The following is a 15,537-nucleotide window of genomic DNA, read 5'->3' on the forward strand; positions in this document are numbered from 1 at the left end:
GCGCCGACTACGCCCACTGGCTCCAACCCGAGCATTCACCAAACATCACCATCCACCGTCTTAACTGAACGGTATTGGGGTTAGTCCCGGGTTAGTCCAGGGTTAGTCCGTGCCGACAGAGACCGATTGGCCGCCGTTTCGCGACCTTCCCGTAACATTTCGGCGCTTCGGCCGGTCGGCGGCGACGTACCTGGGCGGCCGTAAGTTTCCGGCCAGTCGCCACCGCCGGATACGGTGGGCTCGTGGCTACCGTGGCAGCATTGCCCGGGCGGATCAGCGCGTTCGCCCGGTGGGTGGTGCGCACCCCGTGGCCGGTGTTTTCGCTGAGCATGCTGCAGTCCGACATCATCGGGGCGCTCTTTGTCCTCGGTTTCCTGCGCTACGGCCTGCCACCGGGTGATCGAATCCAGCTGCAGGACCTGCCGCGCCTCAACCTGGCCATCTTCGTGCTGTCGGCGCACGTCGTGTTTTTTGCCGGGGTCGCGGCGAATTTCAAACTGCTGGTACCGGTTTTCCGATGGCAGCGCCGTGACAACCTTCTTGCCGAGGCTGATCCGGCCGCCACCGAGCTGGCCCGCAGGCGCGTATTGCGGATGCCCTTCTACCGAACCGTGATCAGCCTCGTGGTGTGGGCCATCGGAAGTGTGGTTTTCATCGTTGCCAGCTGGTCGGTGGCCCGCTACGCCGCGCCCGTCGTCGCGGTCGCCACGGCGCTGGGGGCCACCGCGACCGCGATCATCGGCTACCTGCAGTCCGAGCGGGTCCTGCGACCCGTCGCGGTGGCCGCGCTGCGCAGCGGGGTGCCGGAAAACCTGCGGACACCCGGCGTCATCCTGCGCTTGATGCTGGCCTGGGTGCTATCCACCGCGGTGCCGCTGCTGGCGATCGTGCTGGCGGTGGTGTCCGACAAGATCGCGTTGCTGCACACCGCACCGGAGAAGCTGTTCGATCCCATCCTGTTGCTGGCGTTGGCGGCGCTGGGAATCGGGTTCGTCAGCACCCTGCTGGTGGCCATGTCGATCGCCGATCCGCTGCGCCAGCTGCGCTGGGCGCTCTCCGAGGTACAGCGCGGCAACTACAACGCCCACATGCAGATCTATGACGCCAGCGAGCTGGGGTTGCTGCAGGCCGGCTTCAACGACATGGTCCGGGACCTGTCCGAGCGGCAGCGGCTGCGTGACCTGTTTGGTCGCTATGTCGGCGAAGACGTGGCCCGCCGCGCCATCGAGCGCGGCACCGAATTGGGCGGTCAGGAACGCGACGTGGCGGTATTGTTCGTGGACCTGGTGGGCTCCACCCAGCTGGCGGCCACGCGACCGCCCGCCGAGGTGGTTCATCTGCTCAACGAGTTCTTCCGGGGGGTGGTCGACACCGTCGGCCGCCACGGCGGGTTCGTCAACAAGTTCCAGGGCGACGCCGCGCTGGCGATCTTCGGCGCACCGATCGAACACCCTGACGGGGCCGGCGCCGCGTTATGCGCCGCGCGGGAACTGCACGACGCACTCATCCCGGTGCTGGGTTCGGCCGAGTTCGGAATCGGGGTGTCAGCCGGACGGGCCATCGCCGGCCACATCGGCGCGCAAGCACGCTTCGAGTACACCGTGATCGGCGACCCGGTCAACGAGGCCGCGCGACTCACCGAACTGGCCAAGCTCGAAGCGGGCCACGTGCTGGCGTCGGCCATCGCGGTCAGCGGCGCGCTCGATGCCGAGGCGTTGTGCTGGGATGTCGCCGAAGTCGTCGAGCTGCGAGGGCGCACCGCACCCACCCAGTTGGCCAGGCCGCTGAATCTTGCTGCGCCCGAAGAGGTTTCCAGCGACTTCCCCGGCTAGCCGGCCGCGACCGGCTTCTTGCCGTATTGCCGCTCCATCATCGCCGTGTCCCCGTACACCTGCACCCGCACCGATTTGCCGTCGCGCAGTGTGTAGACCTCGACGTCCTGACTGGTTTCGCCGCCAACGGTGGCGTCGCTGAACACGACGACGGTATCGCCGTCGGCGATGAACCGGTGGGGCGTGACGGTCGGGGACTTCTCACCCAACCGGCGCAGATACTCGCCGAGTTCGCCTTTGCCGTGATAGCGGCCGCTGATTGCGCTTTCACCCGGTTGGACCCATTCGATGTTGTCGTCGAACAGGCTCATCAACGTTTCGACGTCGCCGTCGGCGAAGGCTTGATAGCCGCGCTTGACGACCTCGATGTTTTGGTCTTGCTCCGACATTGCTATCTCCTTTCGTGGGTATCCGATAATTCGGTGGTAAGGGCCGCTCCGGCGGGCCACCGCGTTCGCGGTGGTATGGCGCCTTACAGGTGGTCCATCTGGCGTGACATCCGCGCCACCTCGACGTCCTGTTCGCCGACATCAGGCGCACGCACGTGGGACGGTAAATGCCACATGGCCGCAGCTCCTTGCACGATTGGTGGCTCCCAGCCGGAGCAAGCAGTTTCGAGCACTTCGAAGACAACCACCATGAGGCGGCTCAAACCTCATCCATATGGATGAGATCGGGCTAATCTTTCTAGGAGACTCACAGCGATCTTCCTAAAGATTCACAGCGAGGAAGGTGCCCGATGCGGGTGGCGTGCGGCGAGTCGTGGGCCGGGCAATGGTTACGATTGCGGACTTTTCGCGCCTGGTAGCCGGTGTCTACACGGCGGCCGCCAGTCCGCAGCACTGGCAGCCGGCCATCCGCGACATCCACCGCGCGATGGGCGGTACGGGTGGCTCGATGCTTCTGGGCGACGGTTCGGTCTGGTCGTTTCAGGATTCGACTCTTCCCGCTTCGGCGCTCGAAAGCTACGCAAAGCATTACTACCAACTGGATTACGTACTCGCCGCGCTACAGAAAGGACCGGTCGGTGTGGTGCGAACCGGTCCAGAAATCATTTTCCGCAACCGGAATCGCGAGTTCTACGCCGGCTGGATGCGCCCCAACGAACTCGAGGACGGATTATTCGTCCGGCTAACCGGCGGCCCAACGCCGACATGTTTTCTGGTGGTGTCGCCGACCCGGTCCTTCGACACCTCCGAGCGCATCCAGCTGATGAGCGGGCTGGTCCCACACCTACACCAGGCGGTATGTACCCAGGACAAACTTCGGGCGCTGACCCGTAACGCCGTGGATCTGGCCGGCGCGCTGGACACTGTCCGGCACGGAATCGTCGTCGTCACGATCGAAAACGTTGTAGTGAACCTGAATTCGGCGGCCGAACACATCCTTCGCGGCGCCGACGGCCTGTGTATGCGGTCAGGACGCATCACCGCGACCTGCGCGCAGGCCGAACGAGAGCTACACCTGGCCATCCACAACGCGCTCACCGGCGACCGCTGCGCCGTTCGCACCGGACGGTCGCTCACCTGCGTGCGGCACTCGGGTAAGCGGCCCTATGTCATTCACGTCTTGCCGGCCCACCGGCGGGACGGCGACGAGCCCGTCGGCCGGCCCACCGCCTTGGTGCTGATCATTGATCCCGAGGATGAACCCGAGCCACCCGCTGCGCTGTTACGACGGCTCTACCACCTCACCAGAGCTGAAGCCGACGTCGCGTTGCAGATGGTGCATGGCGCCGACGCCAAGCAAATTTCCGACGAGTTGTCTGTCTCGGTGACGACGGTACGCACCCATCTGCAACACGTCTTCGAAAAAACCGATACCCACCGCCAAGCAGAGCTGGTGCGGGTTCTGCTCGGGCTAGGACCGTAGGGCGGTCCTTAGGGCGGTCCTTAGGGCGGTCCTAGCCTCGTGACGAATCGGATGGTGCCGTCACAGGTGGTCCATCTCGCGAGACATCCGCGCCGCCTCGAAATAGCTGGTCTCCCGCCGGGGATATATCGGTCGGGGCTCGGGCAGCCGGATGTGGATGTGGCCGATTGCCGCCATCAGCGTGGTGCCGAGGCCGCGGTGGTGCGTCGTTGCGGGCGCTGCAATCGCCGCTGCGCTGCTGAATAGAACCTGCTGTTCGGTAATGAGAACTTGCGGCGCCGATACGGCATCGGCTCTGCCGCGGCCGGTGTTCTCTGACGCCGACGCGGGACTGGATAGCGAGCTGGTCATGGCGGGCCTTCCCTTCGTAGTTGCCCTATTTCCCGAGCAGTTCGAGCCGTTCGGCGTCATGGGTAGGCCCGGTGCCGGGCTCCGACGTCACTGCGAAGTCAAAGAAGATTCACATCGACCCGGACATTTGCTTTGATTGCATGGAAGCGACCATCCGTCATCGCGGGCCAATAGACATCGTGGTAGTCACCACAATGTTTTGCCGGCAGAACCGAGGCACCGTGGCGCTGCTGGAGCGGGAGCGCGAACTCGAACGGTTGCGTGCACGGCTAACCGACGCCGGCACCGGTCATGGTTGCGTTGTCGTGGTGGAGGGTGTCGCGGGCATCGGCAAGACGGCGCTGGTGACCGCACTGTGCGGCCTTGCCCGCGGCAACGGTTTCGCGGCCCTGACCGCATTGAGCGGTGAGCTCGAGCAAGAGTTGCCGTTCTCGGTGGTGCGGCAGCTTTTCGAACCGGCAGTGCGGTCGTTGACCTTAACCGGCGCCGCACGTCTGGCCGCACCGGTATTCACCGAGATGCGCGTCGCGGACCCGACGACCGTCGGCGCTGTGGCGCACGGCCTGTACTGGGTGTGCTCCGACCTTGCCGCCGAATGCCCGCTGCTGTTGGTGATCGACGACGTCCACTGGGTGGACCAGGCGTCGTTGCGGTTCATCTCCTACCTGGCCCGGCGCATCACCGATATTCCCGTCATGCTCGTGCTCGCCGGTCGGCCAGCCGCCCCCGGAAGCGGGCTGGACCTGGCGCTGAGCGGGCTCACCCCGCAGCGACTTGTGTTGCAGCCCTTGACCGAGACGGCCGTCAGCCAGTTGGTACGCGAGATCATGGCCGTCGACGCCGATGACGCGTTTTGCCGAGCCTGCGCAACGGCATGCGGCGGCAATCCCTTCTTGCTCACCGAGGGGCTGCGAACGCTGAATGCCGACGGCATACGTCCCATTGCCGCCGAAGCGGCCCGGGTTGCCAATTTGCGGCCGGACACGGTGACCCGAGCGGTGCTGACCAGACTGGCCCATCTGGGCCCGAAAGCGACTAGGCTGGCCCGCGCTCTCGCGCTTCTCGGGCCGGTCGAAAATCTGCACATCGCCGCCGAACTCGCTGGCTTGACGGCAGACGAGGCGGCGGCAGCCGGTGAGGCCCTCGCCGCCGAGGACATCATCATGCGGACTCGGCCAATCTCGTTACGACACCCGTTGGTGCGCACGGTGATCTACGCCGACGGCACCGATCTGCGCCGCAGCATCGAACACAAACGCGCTGCCGTCCTGCTCGCAAGCAACGGCGTATCTCCTGAAGAACTTGTGCCGCATCTGCTGGCGACCGCACCGGAGAGCGATCCGCGAATCGTCGAACAATTGCGCTTGGCGGCCGCTAGTGCCCTGGGTCGCGGCGCACCCGAGATCGCGGCATCCTGTCTGCGGCGGGCACTGGACGAACCCCCCGACGTCGGCGACCGACTGGGCATCCTGATCGAATTCGCGCAAGCATTGGCAATGGGGAACAAATTCGTCGAGGCCGCCGACGTGCTGAGTTCGGCAGCCGGCCTGGTGGACGACCCGGATCTGCGAGCGGAATTAACCCTGCAGCGGGCCCTGATGCTGTTTCGGGCCGGCCACGGCGCGGAGGTCACCGCCTGCTACGACGATGCACGACGCATTCTCGGCGGCCGGGAAGCCGAATTCCTCCGGCGGCCAGGGTGTCTCACCCTGCTGGTCGCCGGGCTGGCCGCAATGGAGCCACCGACCAACAGGATCGACAAGCTGGAGCGCATCCCGCGAACCGCTGATGTCTCCGATGACACCGTGCGGCTGATCGACGCGTCGCTGGCCTTCTGCTTCGCCACGTCTGGGGTCCGATCCGCGGACGAAACCTTCGCTGTCGCAAAACGAGCCGCAACGGGTGCGCTGTCCACCGGCCCGGACACCTGGATAATCGTCAATTTCGCAAGTGCCGGAATGTCGATCACCGACCACCACGTCGACGCGCTGGAACTTCTCGACCGCGGCATCGCGCTCGCCCAACGGAACGGGGATATCGGCGGCTACCGGTATTTGTCCACACTGCGATCGCACGGGGCGTTCTACGCCGGCCGGCTGTATGAGGCCGAGGAGGCCGGACGGGCCGCGCTCGATTTACACGAACTCTCCACAATTCCCGAAATACAGTTGGCCGCAGCAGTTCTCATCGATGCACTGGTCGCTCGGGGAGAGCTCGCCCAGGCACAGGCCATCCTGTCCGAGCGTGGGATGGAAGGACCGGCCACGGTGCAGATGCTCCTCGACCACGTCGTGCTCCTGGCCCGCGCCAGACTGCGCTGGCGGCAGAACCGGCTCCACCACGCGCTGACCGACTACCAGAACTGTGGACGGACACTGTCCGAACACGGGTTCACCAACCCGGGCTTCGCGCATTGGCGAGCCGATGCCGCGCAGATCCTTTTCGAAGTGGACGAGGTGTCCCGGGCGCGCGAACTCGCCGCCGAAAATCTGGAACTCTCCCGCCGGTTCCAGGCTCCCGGCGCCATCGGCATCGCGTTGCGCGTCAGTGGACTCGTCGGCGACCGAGACGCAATCGACACTCTTGCCGAATCCGTGGCGATCCTCCGAACGGCCGGCTCCGACCTGGAACTGGCTCGCTCGCTCACTGCTCAGGGCGCGGCGTTGCGCCGTGCCGGGCAGCGTTCTGCGTCGCTCCCGGTGCTTCGCGAGGGGCTCGATCTGGCCACCCGGTGTGGTGCCCGGCCACTGGCCGACGAGGCCCGCATGGAGCTGGTTGCCGCCGGAGCACGACCACGCCGCAGCGCGATTACCGGCCCCGCTGCGCTCACCGTCAGTGAATTGCGGGTTGCCCGGCTCGCCGCGGGCAATGAGACCAATCGCGAGATCGCACAACGACTCTTCCTGAGCCTGCGGACCGTCGAGGTCCATCTCACCAACACTTACCGCAAGCTCGGCCTCCAGTCCCGCAGCCAGCTGGCAGCAGCGCTGGCCGGCGCCGGGATGGTGTGGCAGAGCAGTGCCTACACGCCGGACAGGGCCGATCTAGTGCCCTGAGTTCCGGGACCTGCCACTTCAGCCACAAGGGTCTATGGTGTTCCCGGATATTCGGGGTGCCGGCACTTCAGCGACAAATCCATTGCGCACCTTGGCTTGTCGCTCAGTGCGGGTGTATGGCTGCACCCCAGTATGAGGAGATGGAAGTCGAGTGCTGGTGCGATTGGGTCGGCGGCTGACGGCGCCGAGTGTGCGCCGGCGGCGCCGAGCGTGCCGTCAGGGCGGCCGAACGCGGCGGTTCCCGCCCTACATACACGGTCAAAGCCGTCGCCACACACTCGATACGGCGACACTGCCGCCGATTCAGAGAGCACATGAGACATCCCCCGAACGCCAGCCCGTAAGGGCGTGCCGAAGACAGAGCCAGCCAACCAAGGCTGCGCAGGAGGACATCGTTGACCAGCCACATTCGCGGTGCGGGCAAATTGGGTGCCGACTTCTATCGAGATCCATGTGCAAGGTGCGATCGGCACAGCCCAAGACTCACCAATTGCGGCAGCGAAACTTCCTGCGGGAGAAGCCAGAACTTTCGAATCCGGCTAAGACCGCTTGGCCGCCTTCCTGGCCGGCGTCTTGCGGGCGGTCTTCTTGGCGGTCCGCTTAACCGGGCCGCGGGCACGTCGGTCAGCCAGCAGCTCGGCGGCGCGTTCATCGGTGATCGTCGCTACGTCGTCACCCTTGCGGAGGCTGGCGTTTGTCTCACCGTCGGTGACGTAGGGCCCGAACCGCCCGTCCTTGATCACCATCGGATTGCCCGACGCCGGATCGTTGCCCAGTTCACGTAGCGGCGGAGCCGAAGCACTTTGCCGCCCAGGGCGTTTCGGCTGAGCGTAGATCTTGAGTGCTTCATCGAGAGTAATGGTGAAGATCTGGTCTTCGGTCGCCAGCGAACGAGAATCCTTGCCGCGCTTCAGGTATGGGCCGTAACGCCCGTTTTGCGCGGTGATCTCCTCACCCGACTCGGGATCCACGCCCACAACCCGGGGCAGCGACAGCAGTTTCAGCGCATCCTCGAGCGTGACCGTCTGAAGGTCCATGCTGCGCAACAGCGAGCCGGTGCGGGGTTTGACGGCGGTGGACTTCTTCGCCTTCTTCGCGGGCTCACCGGACTCGGCCGCCGGTTCGGGGAGAACCTCGGTCACGTACGGCCCGTAACGCCCGTCCTTGGCGACGATCTCGTGGCCGGTCACGGGGTCGACTCCCAGCACGCGTCCCTCTTGCGGGGTGGCGAATAGCTGCTCGGCCACTTCGAGGGTCAGCTCGTCGGGCGTGAGCGAGTCGTCGAGGTTGGCGCGCTGCGGTGTCGGCTCACCGTTGTCGCCGGTTACCGTGCGTTCCAGGTACGGCCCGTTCTTGCCCACCCTAACGTAGACGTGACGGCCCTCGGCGTCGTCGAACAGCTTGATGGAGTTGACTTCTCGCGCATCGATGCCTTCAAGGTTGATGCCGACGAGTTTCTTCAACCCCCCGGAGCGGGCCACCGAATCGGCCCCGCCGTGCTCGCCGCCGAAGTAGAAGTTGTTGAGCCAGTTGGTGCGTCGCTCGGTGCCAGCGGCGATCGCGTCGAGCTCGTCTTCCATCGCCGCGGTGAAGTCGTAGTCAACCAGGCGACCGAAATGCTGTTCCAGCAAACCGGTTACGGCGAATGCCACCCAGGACGGCACCAGGGCGCTGCCCTTCTTGTGCACGTAGCCGCGATCCTGGATGGTCTTGATGATCGACGAATATGTCGACGGGCGCCCGATGCCCAGCTCCTCGAGCGCCTTGACCAATGACGCCTCGGTGTAGCGCGGGGGCGGATTGGTGGCGTGACCGTCGGGCGTCAGCTCGACGGCGGCCAGCCGCTGGCCCGGACTCAGCTGCGGCAGCCGCCGCGCGGCGTCGTCGGCGTCGCCGCCGACCAGTTCGTCCACGGTCTCCACGTAGGCCTTGAGGAAGCCCGGGAAGGTCAGGGTGCGGCCGCTGGCGGCGAACACCACCTGTTGCTGGCCGGCCATGCCTTCGATCCGCAGGCTCAGCGTGGTACCGCGCGCGTCGGCCATCTGCGAGGCCACCGTACGCTGCCAGATCAGCTCGTAGAGCCGGAATTCGTCACCGTCGAGTTCGCGGCGCACCGCGTCCGGGGTGGCGAACGTCTCACCAGCGGGCCGGATGGCCTCGTGCGCCTCCTGGGCGTTCTTCACCTTGCGGGTGTACTGACGCGGCGCCGCAGCCACGTACTCCTCGCCGTAGAGCTGACGCGCCTGGGTACGCGCGGCATTGATCGCCGACTCCGACAGGGTCGTCGAGTCGGTACGCATATAGGTGATGTAGCCGTTCTCGTAGAGCCGCTGCGCGATGCTCATCGTCCGCTCGGCGGAGAACCGCAGCTTGCGGCCCGCCTCTTGCTGCAGCGTGGACGTCATGAACGGCGGATACGGCCGACGGGTGTAGGGCTTTTCCTCCGCCGACGCCACGGTCAGCTGCCCGCCGTCGAGACGTGTGGCCAGTGCGGTGGCGCTGGCTTCATCGAGGACGACGACCTCCGCCGAACCAGGCGCGCCGCTGCGCAGCTGTCCCAATGAGTCGAAGTCGCGGCCGGTGGCGACCCTTCGGCCGTCCACAGCGGTCAGCCGGGCGGCGAAGGTGGGCGGCTGGGCCTTCGGGTCGGACACGCTGGCGTCCAGCGTGGCAATGATGTCCCAATACGACGCGCTGCGGAATGCCATTCGGTCGCGCTCACGCTGCACGATGATTCGCGTCGCCACCGACTGCACCCGGCCCGCCGAAAGCTTGGGCGCGACCTTCTTCCACAGCACCGGGCTGACCTCGTAGCCGTAGAGCCGATCCATGATGCGCCGGGTTTCCTGCGCATCGACCAGGTCGATGTCCAGCTCGCGGGGGTTGGCGGCGGCCTCGAGGATGGCCGGCTCGGTGATCTCGTGGAAGACCATCCGCTTGACCGGGACGCGCGGCTTCAGGGTTTCCAGCAGATGCCAGGCGATCGCTTCACCCTCACGGTCACCATCGGTGGCCAGATAGAGTTCGTCGACGTCTTTGAGCAGGCCCTTCAGTTCGCTGACGGTGCTCTTCTTCTCCGGGCTGATGATGTAGAGCGGTTCGAAGTCGGCGTCGACGTTGACCCCCAGCCGGGCCCACGGCTCGGACTTGTACTTGGCGGGCACGTCGGCGGCCGCCCGAGGCAGATCGCGGATGTGGCCTCGCGACGACTCGACGATGTATCTGGGCCCCAGGTAGCCGGCCAATTTGCGCGCCTTCGTGGGCGACTCGACAATGACGAGTCGCCGACCGCTCCCGTTGCCGCTGCTACTACGGCTGCCGGAGCTTCCAGGGCCCCTAGTCTTCGGCTCAGCCAACTGCGGTTACGCTCCATCTCTGATCCTGGCTCCCCACGGAACCGCCCCCGGTAGGAAGAGTGCCAGACCGGCACGGAATCTCAGGTGAAATTCCGGCGCGCCGCCGTCCCCTCGCCCCGTGGGCACCTGACAATTTCGCACCCTTGGGCGCACCTGCGCAAACCGGCCACCCGAGACAGTAGCTCCGGCGGGCCCTCAGACCCGTGGCCACTGAGCCAACGCATCGGGGCTGTCCGGAGGTTCCCCCACGTTCTCCACCAGGCGCGATAGCCTGCGCCGGCCACTAATCCGCAACGCCGGCCGGGCGCCTCGGGTGCCGATCAGGGTGGGCGCGATGCCGACCCGCATCAGCGCCAACGCCAGTGGCGAATAGGTGTCGGGAGCGTGCGGATCGAGGCCCAGCAGATAGCGGTCGGCTTCCGGGCTGCCGGCTGCCAGCGTCCACGCCCGCAGCTCCCGCGGCCCGGGCAACCATCGCGGGGGCACCGTCTTGACCGCACCGCGGGTCCAGGCGGCCGCGATCGGACGCAGCGTCGGATCCGCGCCGGTGCGCACCAAAGGGGTGTCCTCGTCGGTACGGGCGATCTCAGCGACCAGGCCGGCGTCACGCATCATTTCGGCGAGAGCGACGGCTCGCCACAGTTCACTCACGACCACCGACAGCCGGGCACCCGTGCCGACCATGACGATCTGGCCCGAGGCCGCCAGCACTCCGGAAAGATCGTCCACCGCGGGCGGCACGGACTCCGCGGCGAAGAAGGAAAGCTGGCCCACGCCACCGACAGTAGGCCAGCGAGTCGATTCGTGGCTGCTGCATATCCGGCGCGGCGGCCAGCTGCGGTGTCGCTGGGCCCCGCCAGAGCCTGCCGAGCAGACACCGCAGCCGCCAATTTCAGCCTTGGGTAGGTTTGCGCCTCGCGCGACCCGACGCACCTGAGATAACGAAAACCCCCCGGCTCGACCCGCTGTGCGGGAGTGCGCCGGGGGGTTCGTCAGAACCGCTCGGATCAGAGGGAGCGGACTCCGGTGGCCTGGGGGCCCTTAGGGCTGTGGCCGATTTCGAACTCGACCTTCTGGTTTTCTTCGAGGGTGCGGAAGCCCGAACCCTGGATCTCCGTGTAGTGGACAAACACATCCGCGGAACCGTCCTCGGGGGCGATGAAACCGAACCCCTTCTCCGCGTTGAACCACTTCACAGTTCCCTGTGGCATTTCTCGATCTTTCCTTTTCTTCTGGGTGCGGTGCACCGCCTCTCGGTGCCCCGGGCCAAGCTGCGACCGCCATACCTCGCAGAGTCGCCGGAACTTAACCCGACCGATAACCTCGCAGGAACCGCGGCCGCAACGTCGATCCTGCGAAAGTTTGACACGAACACAGAAGCTGCGACCGCAATCAGTCAACCATGTTCGTCGCGTCGGCGACAGACTTCTGTCGTGGACGAGTTGTCGAAGGGTGCGTAAATGGCGAGTTTTGGCAGCGAACTGCTCGCCGCTGCACTCGCCGGCACCCCGCCCGGCGAGTCTCCGCTGCGCCACGTTGCCGAGTTGCCGCCGCGGCCTGGCCGACCAACCGGTTGGCCGGAATGGGCCGCCCCCAACGTGGTTCGCGCGTTCGTCGACCGCGGCATCACCGCGCCGTGGTCGCACCAGCTGGAGGCCGCCGAACTGGCGCACGACGGCCGGCACGTGGTGGTGAGCACCGGCACGGCGTCGGGAAAGTCACTGGCCTACCAGCTGCCGGTGCTCAACGCACTGGCGACGGATCCGCGGGCCCGGGTGTTGTACCTGTCGCCGACGAAGGCGCTGGGCCACGACCAGTTGCGCGCGGCCCACGCGTTGACCGCAGCCGTCCCGCTCAACGACGTCGCCCCCACCGCCTACGATGGCGACAGTCCTGCCGAGGTGCGGCGTTTTGCGCGCGAACGATCGCGCTGGCTGTTCTCCAATCCGGACATGGTCCACCTGTCGATACTGCGCAACCATGCCCGCTGGGCGGTGCTGTTGCGCGGGCTTCGATTTCTAATAGTCGACGAATGTCATTACTACCGTGGGGTTTTCGGCTCGAATGTGGCGATGGTGCTGCGCCGGCTGTTGCGGCTGTGCGCCCGGTATTCAGCTGAGCCGGGTAGCGGCCCGACGGTGATATTCGCCAGCGCCACCACGGACTCCCCCGGCCAGACCGCCGCGGAACTCATCGGCCAGCCGGTCGCCGAGGTGGTCGAGGACGGCTCGCCCCACGGGGCGCGCACAGTGGCGTTGTGGGAGCCCGCCCTGCGCACCGATCTGATCGGGGAGAACGGCGCCCCGGTTCGACGATCCGCGGGCGCCGAGGCGGCGCGGCTGATGGCCGACCTGATCGCCGAGGGAGCGCAGACGCTGACGTTCGTTCGGTCGCGGCGTGCCGCGGAGCTGACCGCGCTGGGCGCCCGGGCGCGGCTCGACGACGTCGCCCCGGAGTTGTCCGGCCTGGTGGCGTCGTATCGGGCGGGATATCTGGCAGAGGACCGCACCGCGTTGGAGCACGCGCTGGCCGAGGGCCGGTTGCGCGGGCTGGCCACCACGAACGCTTTGGAGTTGGGTGTCGACATCGCCGGGCTGGACGCGGTGGTGTTGGCCGGCTTCCCCGGGACCGTCGCGTCGTTCTGGCAGCAGGCCGGACGGTCCGGCCGGCGCGGTCAGGGCGCGCTGGTGGTGCTGGTCGCCCGCGACGATCCGTTGGACACGTATCTGGTGCACCATCCGGCCGCGTTGTTGGGCAAGCCGGTCGAGCGGGTGGTGATCGACCCGGGCAACCCCTATCTTCTGGGTCCGCAATTGCTTTGCGCCGCAGTCGAATTGCCGCTCGAGGAGGCCGAGGTCCGGTCGCTGGATGCCGTGGAGGTGGCGCAAGGACTGGTCGACGACGGGCTGTTGCGCCGGCGGGGCGGCAGGTACTTCCCGGCTCCGGGGGTCGAACCGCATGCGGCGGTGGATATTCGGGGCTCGATCGGCGGCCAGATCGTCATCGTGGAGTCCGACACCGGGCGGTTACTGGGCAGCGTTGACACGGGCCGGGCACCGACTTGCGTGCATCCGGGGGCGGTGTATCTGCACCAGGGCGAGAGCTACGTCGTCGACTCGCTGGATTTCGCGGAAGGGATCGCCTTCGTCCACGCCGAGGATCCGGGGTATGCGACATTCGCGCGCGAAATCACCGATATCGGCGTGACCGGAACCGGTGAGCGGTCGGAATATGGCGCCGTCGCCCTGGGCCTGGTGCCGGTGACCGTCACCCATCAGGTCGTCGGATACCTGCGCCGTCGGCTCAACGGAGAGGTGATCGACTTCGTCGAGCTGGCTATGCCCGAACAGGTGTTGCCCACCACCGCGGTGATGTATTCGATTTCTTCGGATGCCCTGGCCCGCAATGGGATTGATGCGCCGCGGATTCCCGGGTCGTTGCATGCCGCCGAGCATGCGGCCATCGGGCTGCTGCCGTTGCTGGCGAGCTGCGACCGCGGCGACATCGGCGGCCTGTCCACCGCCATCGGCCCAGACGGGCTGCCAACGGTTTTCGTCTACGACGGCTATCCGGGCGGAGCCGGGTTCGCCGAGCGCGGCTTCCGTCGGGCCGGCATCTGGCTGGGAGCCACCGCCGCGGCCATCGAAGCCTGCGAATGCCCCAGCGGCTGCCCGTCGTGTGTGCAATCGCCCAAGTGCGGCAACGGCAACGACCCACTGGACAAGGACGGCGCGGTGCGAGTGCTGCGATTGGTGCTCACGGAGTTGGGTGCTGAGGGTTGCTAAATAATCAGCTGGTTCTTGCCGAACCCCTGGCTCGCGTCCCGTTGTCCCGGGGGACTTGCGCCACCGGTAGCGGCGGCACCGGAGGAAACCGGGGAAAAGCCGGCGAGCTACTCGGCAGCGGGGGTACCGGCGGCGCAGGCGAGGATGGCGCAATAGCCGCAGGCGCCGGCGGAGCCGGCAGCAACGGCGGCAACGGCGGCACCATCCCGACACCCGCGGCTGGCGGAACCGGCGGCCTCGGCGGAATGTTGCTCGGCACAAGCGGGATCAGCGGATTGCCGTAGTTGCCGTAGTTGAAGTAACCCAACGGGATTCGCGCGCAACGGCGTCGCACCTACGTGAAAATTGCGGTGGGAAATCCGGCGGATGGCGACCGACCCCTCGACGGTCGACCTCCACCGATCTGCACTTCCTCGCGACCGAGGAGGTGCCAAAAGCGTCACCACATCGCCTGGTGAGCGGCTGAGTACAACCCAGTCCCGGCAGTGCGGACGTTCAGCTGAAACTACCCGCATGTGAGCGGGGTGTGCAAATCATGAGCCACCACCGAGCCGCGCCGGGAGCGGTCGGAAACCCACCGGCTGAGCTACAACGGCGCGGCACATCAGAATGCCCCAAGCAACCCGATCAATACGCCATGCCGCTGGTCGGGATCGGCATACGATGCCTTCACGTCTGACGTCGCCCAGACGACCAGGGCCGTCATGACCGGAAGGACCTCTGATGTCATTTGTGATCGCGGCGCCGGACACAGTTGCGTCGGCGGCGTCTGATCTGGCGACCATCGGTTCGACGATCGGCGCGGCCAACGGGGCCGCGGCCGCGCCGACCACCAACCTGTTGGCCGCCGCGGAGGACGAGGTGTCGGCGGCAATCGCGGCATTTTTCGGCGCCCATGCGCAGGCCTATCAAACCCTCAGCGCCCAAGCACAGGCTTTTCATCAGCAATTCGTCCAGGCCCTCAACGCGGGTGCGGCGTCCTATGCGAGCGCCGAGGCCGCCAACGTGTCGCCGCTACAACAATTGCTCAACGCGATCAACGCACCGGTCCAAAACCTCACCGGACGGCCGCTGATCGGCAACGGAGCCAACGGAGCGCCGGGCACGGGTCAAAACGGCGGTGACGCCGGGTGGCTGATCGGCAACGGCGGCAACGGCGGCTCCGGCGCAATGTCCGGCACCGGCACCGGATTGCCCGGCGGCAACGGCGGGGCCGGCGGGTTTTCATCAACCAACGTTGACGGCGGCACCGGCGGTACCGGCGGGGCCGCCGTCAACGTTGGTT

11 protein-coding genes are annotated in these 15,537 nt (G+C 66.5%); 6 read left to right on the plus strand and 5 right to left on the minus strand.

The window, feature by feature from the left end:
* The first annotated feature begins 242 nt into the window (after positions 1 to 242).
* Positions 243 to 1,832: an adenylate/guanylate cyclase domain-containing protein gene (locus BST40_RS24820; RefSeq protein WP_083156046.1), complete on the plus strand. Its 1,590-nt coding sequence runs from the start codon at positions 243 to 245 to the stop codon at positions 1,830 to 1,832.
* Here the strand turns inward: BST40_RS24820 and BST40_RS24825 are convergent.
* Positions 1,829 to 2,221, minus strand: coding sequence for a nuclear transport factor 2 family protein (locus BST40_RS24825; RefSeq protein ID WP_075548944.1), 393 nt, complete (start codon positions 2,219 to 2,221; stop codon positions 1,829 to 1,831). The genes BST40_RS24820 and BST40_RS24825 overlap by 4 nt on opposite strands.
* Before the next feature lie 385 nt (positions 2,222 to 2,606).
* On the opposite strand from BST40_RS24825, the gene BST40_RS24830 reads away from it, so the two are divergent.
* Positions 2,607 to 3,704, plus strand: a complete 1,098-nt coding sequence (locus BST40_RS24830) for a helix-turn-helix transcriptional regulator (RefSeq protein WP_075548943.1) — start codon at positions 2,607 to 2,609, stop codon at positions 3,702 to 3,704.
* A 60-nt stretch (positions 3,705 to 3,764) separates the two neighbouring features.
* On the opposite strand, the gene BST40_RS24835 is transcribed toward BST40_RS24830, so the two are convergent.
* A complete protein-coding gene (locus BST40_RS24835; protein ID WP_075548942.1) occupies positions 3,765 to 4,055 on the minus strand; it encodes a hypothetical protein in 291 nt (96 codons plus the stop codon).
* A 140-nt stretch (positions 4,056 to 4,195) separates the two neighbouring features.
* Here BST40_RS24835 and BST40_RS24840 point away from each other — a divergent pair, with 140 nt between their 5' ends.
* A complete protein-coding gene (locus tag BST40_RS24840) occupies positions 4,196 to 7,111 on the plus strand; it encodes an ATP-binding protein (RefSeq protein ID WP_083156048.1) in 2,916 nt (971 codons plus the stop codon).
* 539 nt (positions 7,112 to 7,650) lie between these two features.
* Here BST40_RS24840 and topA read toward each other — a convergent pair.
* The 3 genes from topA to cspA form a co-directional block, all read right to left on the minus strand.
* Positions 7,651 to 10,467 carry a type I DNA topoisomerase gene (gene topA, locus BST40_RS24845; RefSeq protein ID WP_083156050.1) on the minus strand — a complete coding sequence of 939 codons (2,817 nt, stop codon included), beginning with the start codon at positions 10,465 to 10,467 and terminating at the stop codon, positions 7,651 to 7,653.
* Positions 10,468 to 10,662: 195 nt separating this feature from the next.
* Positions 10,663 to 11,241, minus strand: coding sequence for a hypothetical protein (locus BST40_RS24850; RefSeq protein WP_083156052.1), 579 nt, complete (start codon positions 11,239 to 11,241; stop codon positions 10,663 to 10,665).
* A 233-nt stretch (positions 11,242 to 11,474) separates the two neighbouring features.
* Positions 11,475 to 11,678 (minus strand): cold shock protein CspA, encoded by a 204-nt coding sequence (gene cspA / locus BST40_RS24855; RefSeq protein ID WP_007772268.1) that lies wholly within the window; start codon positions 11,676 to 11,678, stop codon positions 11,475 to 11,477.
* A 249-nt stretch (positions 11,679 to 11,927) separates the two neighbouring features.
* Here cspA and BST40_RS24860 point away from each other — a divergent pair, with 249 nt between their 5' ends.
* From BST40_RS24860 to BST40_RS24870, 3 genes are all read left to right on the plus strand, one after another.
* Complete coding sequence (locus tag BST40_RS24860) at positions 11,928 to 14,252, plus strand: DEAD/DEAH box helicase (RefSeq protein ID WP_075548938.1); 2,325 nt, start codon at positions 11,928 to 11,930, stop codon at positions 14,250 to 14,252.
* A complete protein-coding gene (locus BST40_RS24865) occupies positions 14,246 to 14,536 on the plus strand; it encodes a PE-PGRS family protein (RefSeq protein WP_244174485.1) in 291 nt (96 codons plus the stop codon). The genes BST40_RS24860 and BST40_RS24865 overlap by 7 nt, the downstream gene beginning before the upstream one ends.
* Positions 14,537 to 14,975: 439 nt before the next feature.
* A partial coding sequence (locus BST40_RS24870) for a PE family protein (protein WP_142276803.1) occupies positions 14,976 to 15,537 on the plus strand: 562 nt, incomplete at its 3' end.

The organism is Mycobacterium persicum (assembly GCF_002086675.1).
Taxonomy (GTDB): Bacteria; Actinomycetota; Actinomycetes; order Mycobacteriales; family Mycobacteriaceae; genus Mycobacterium; species Mycobacterium persicum.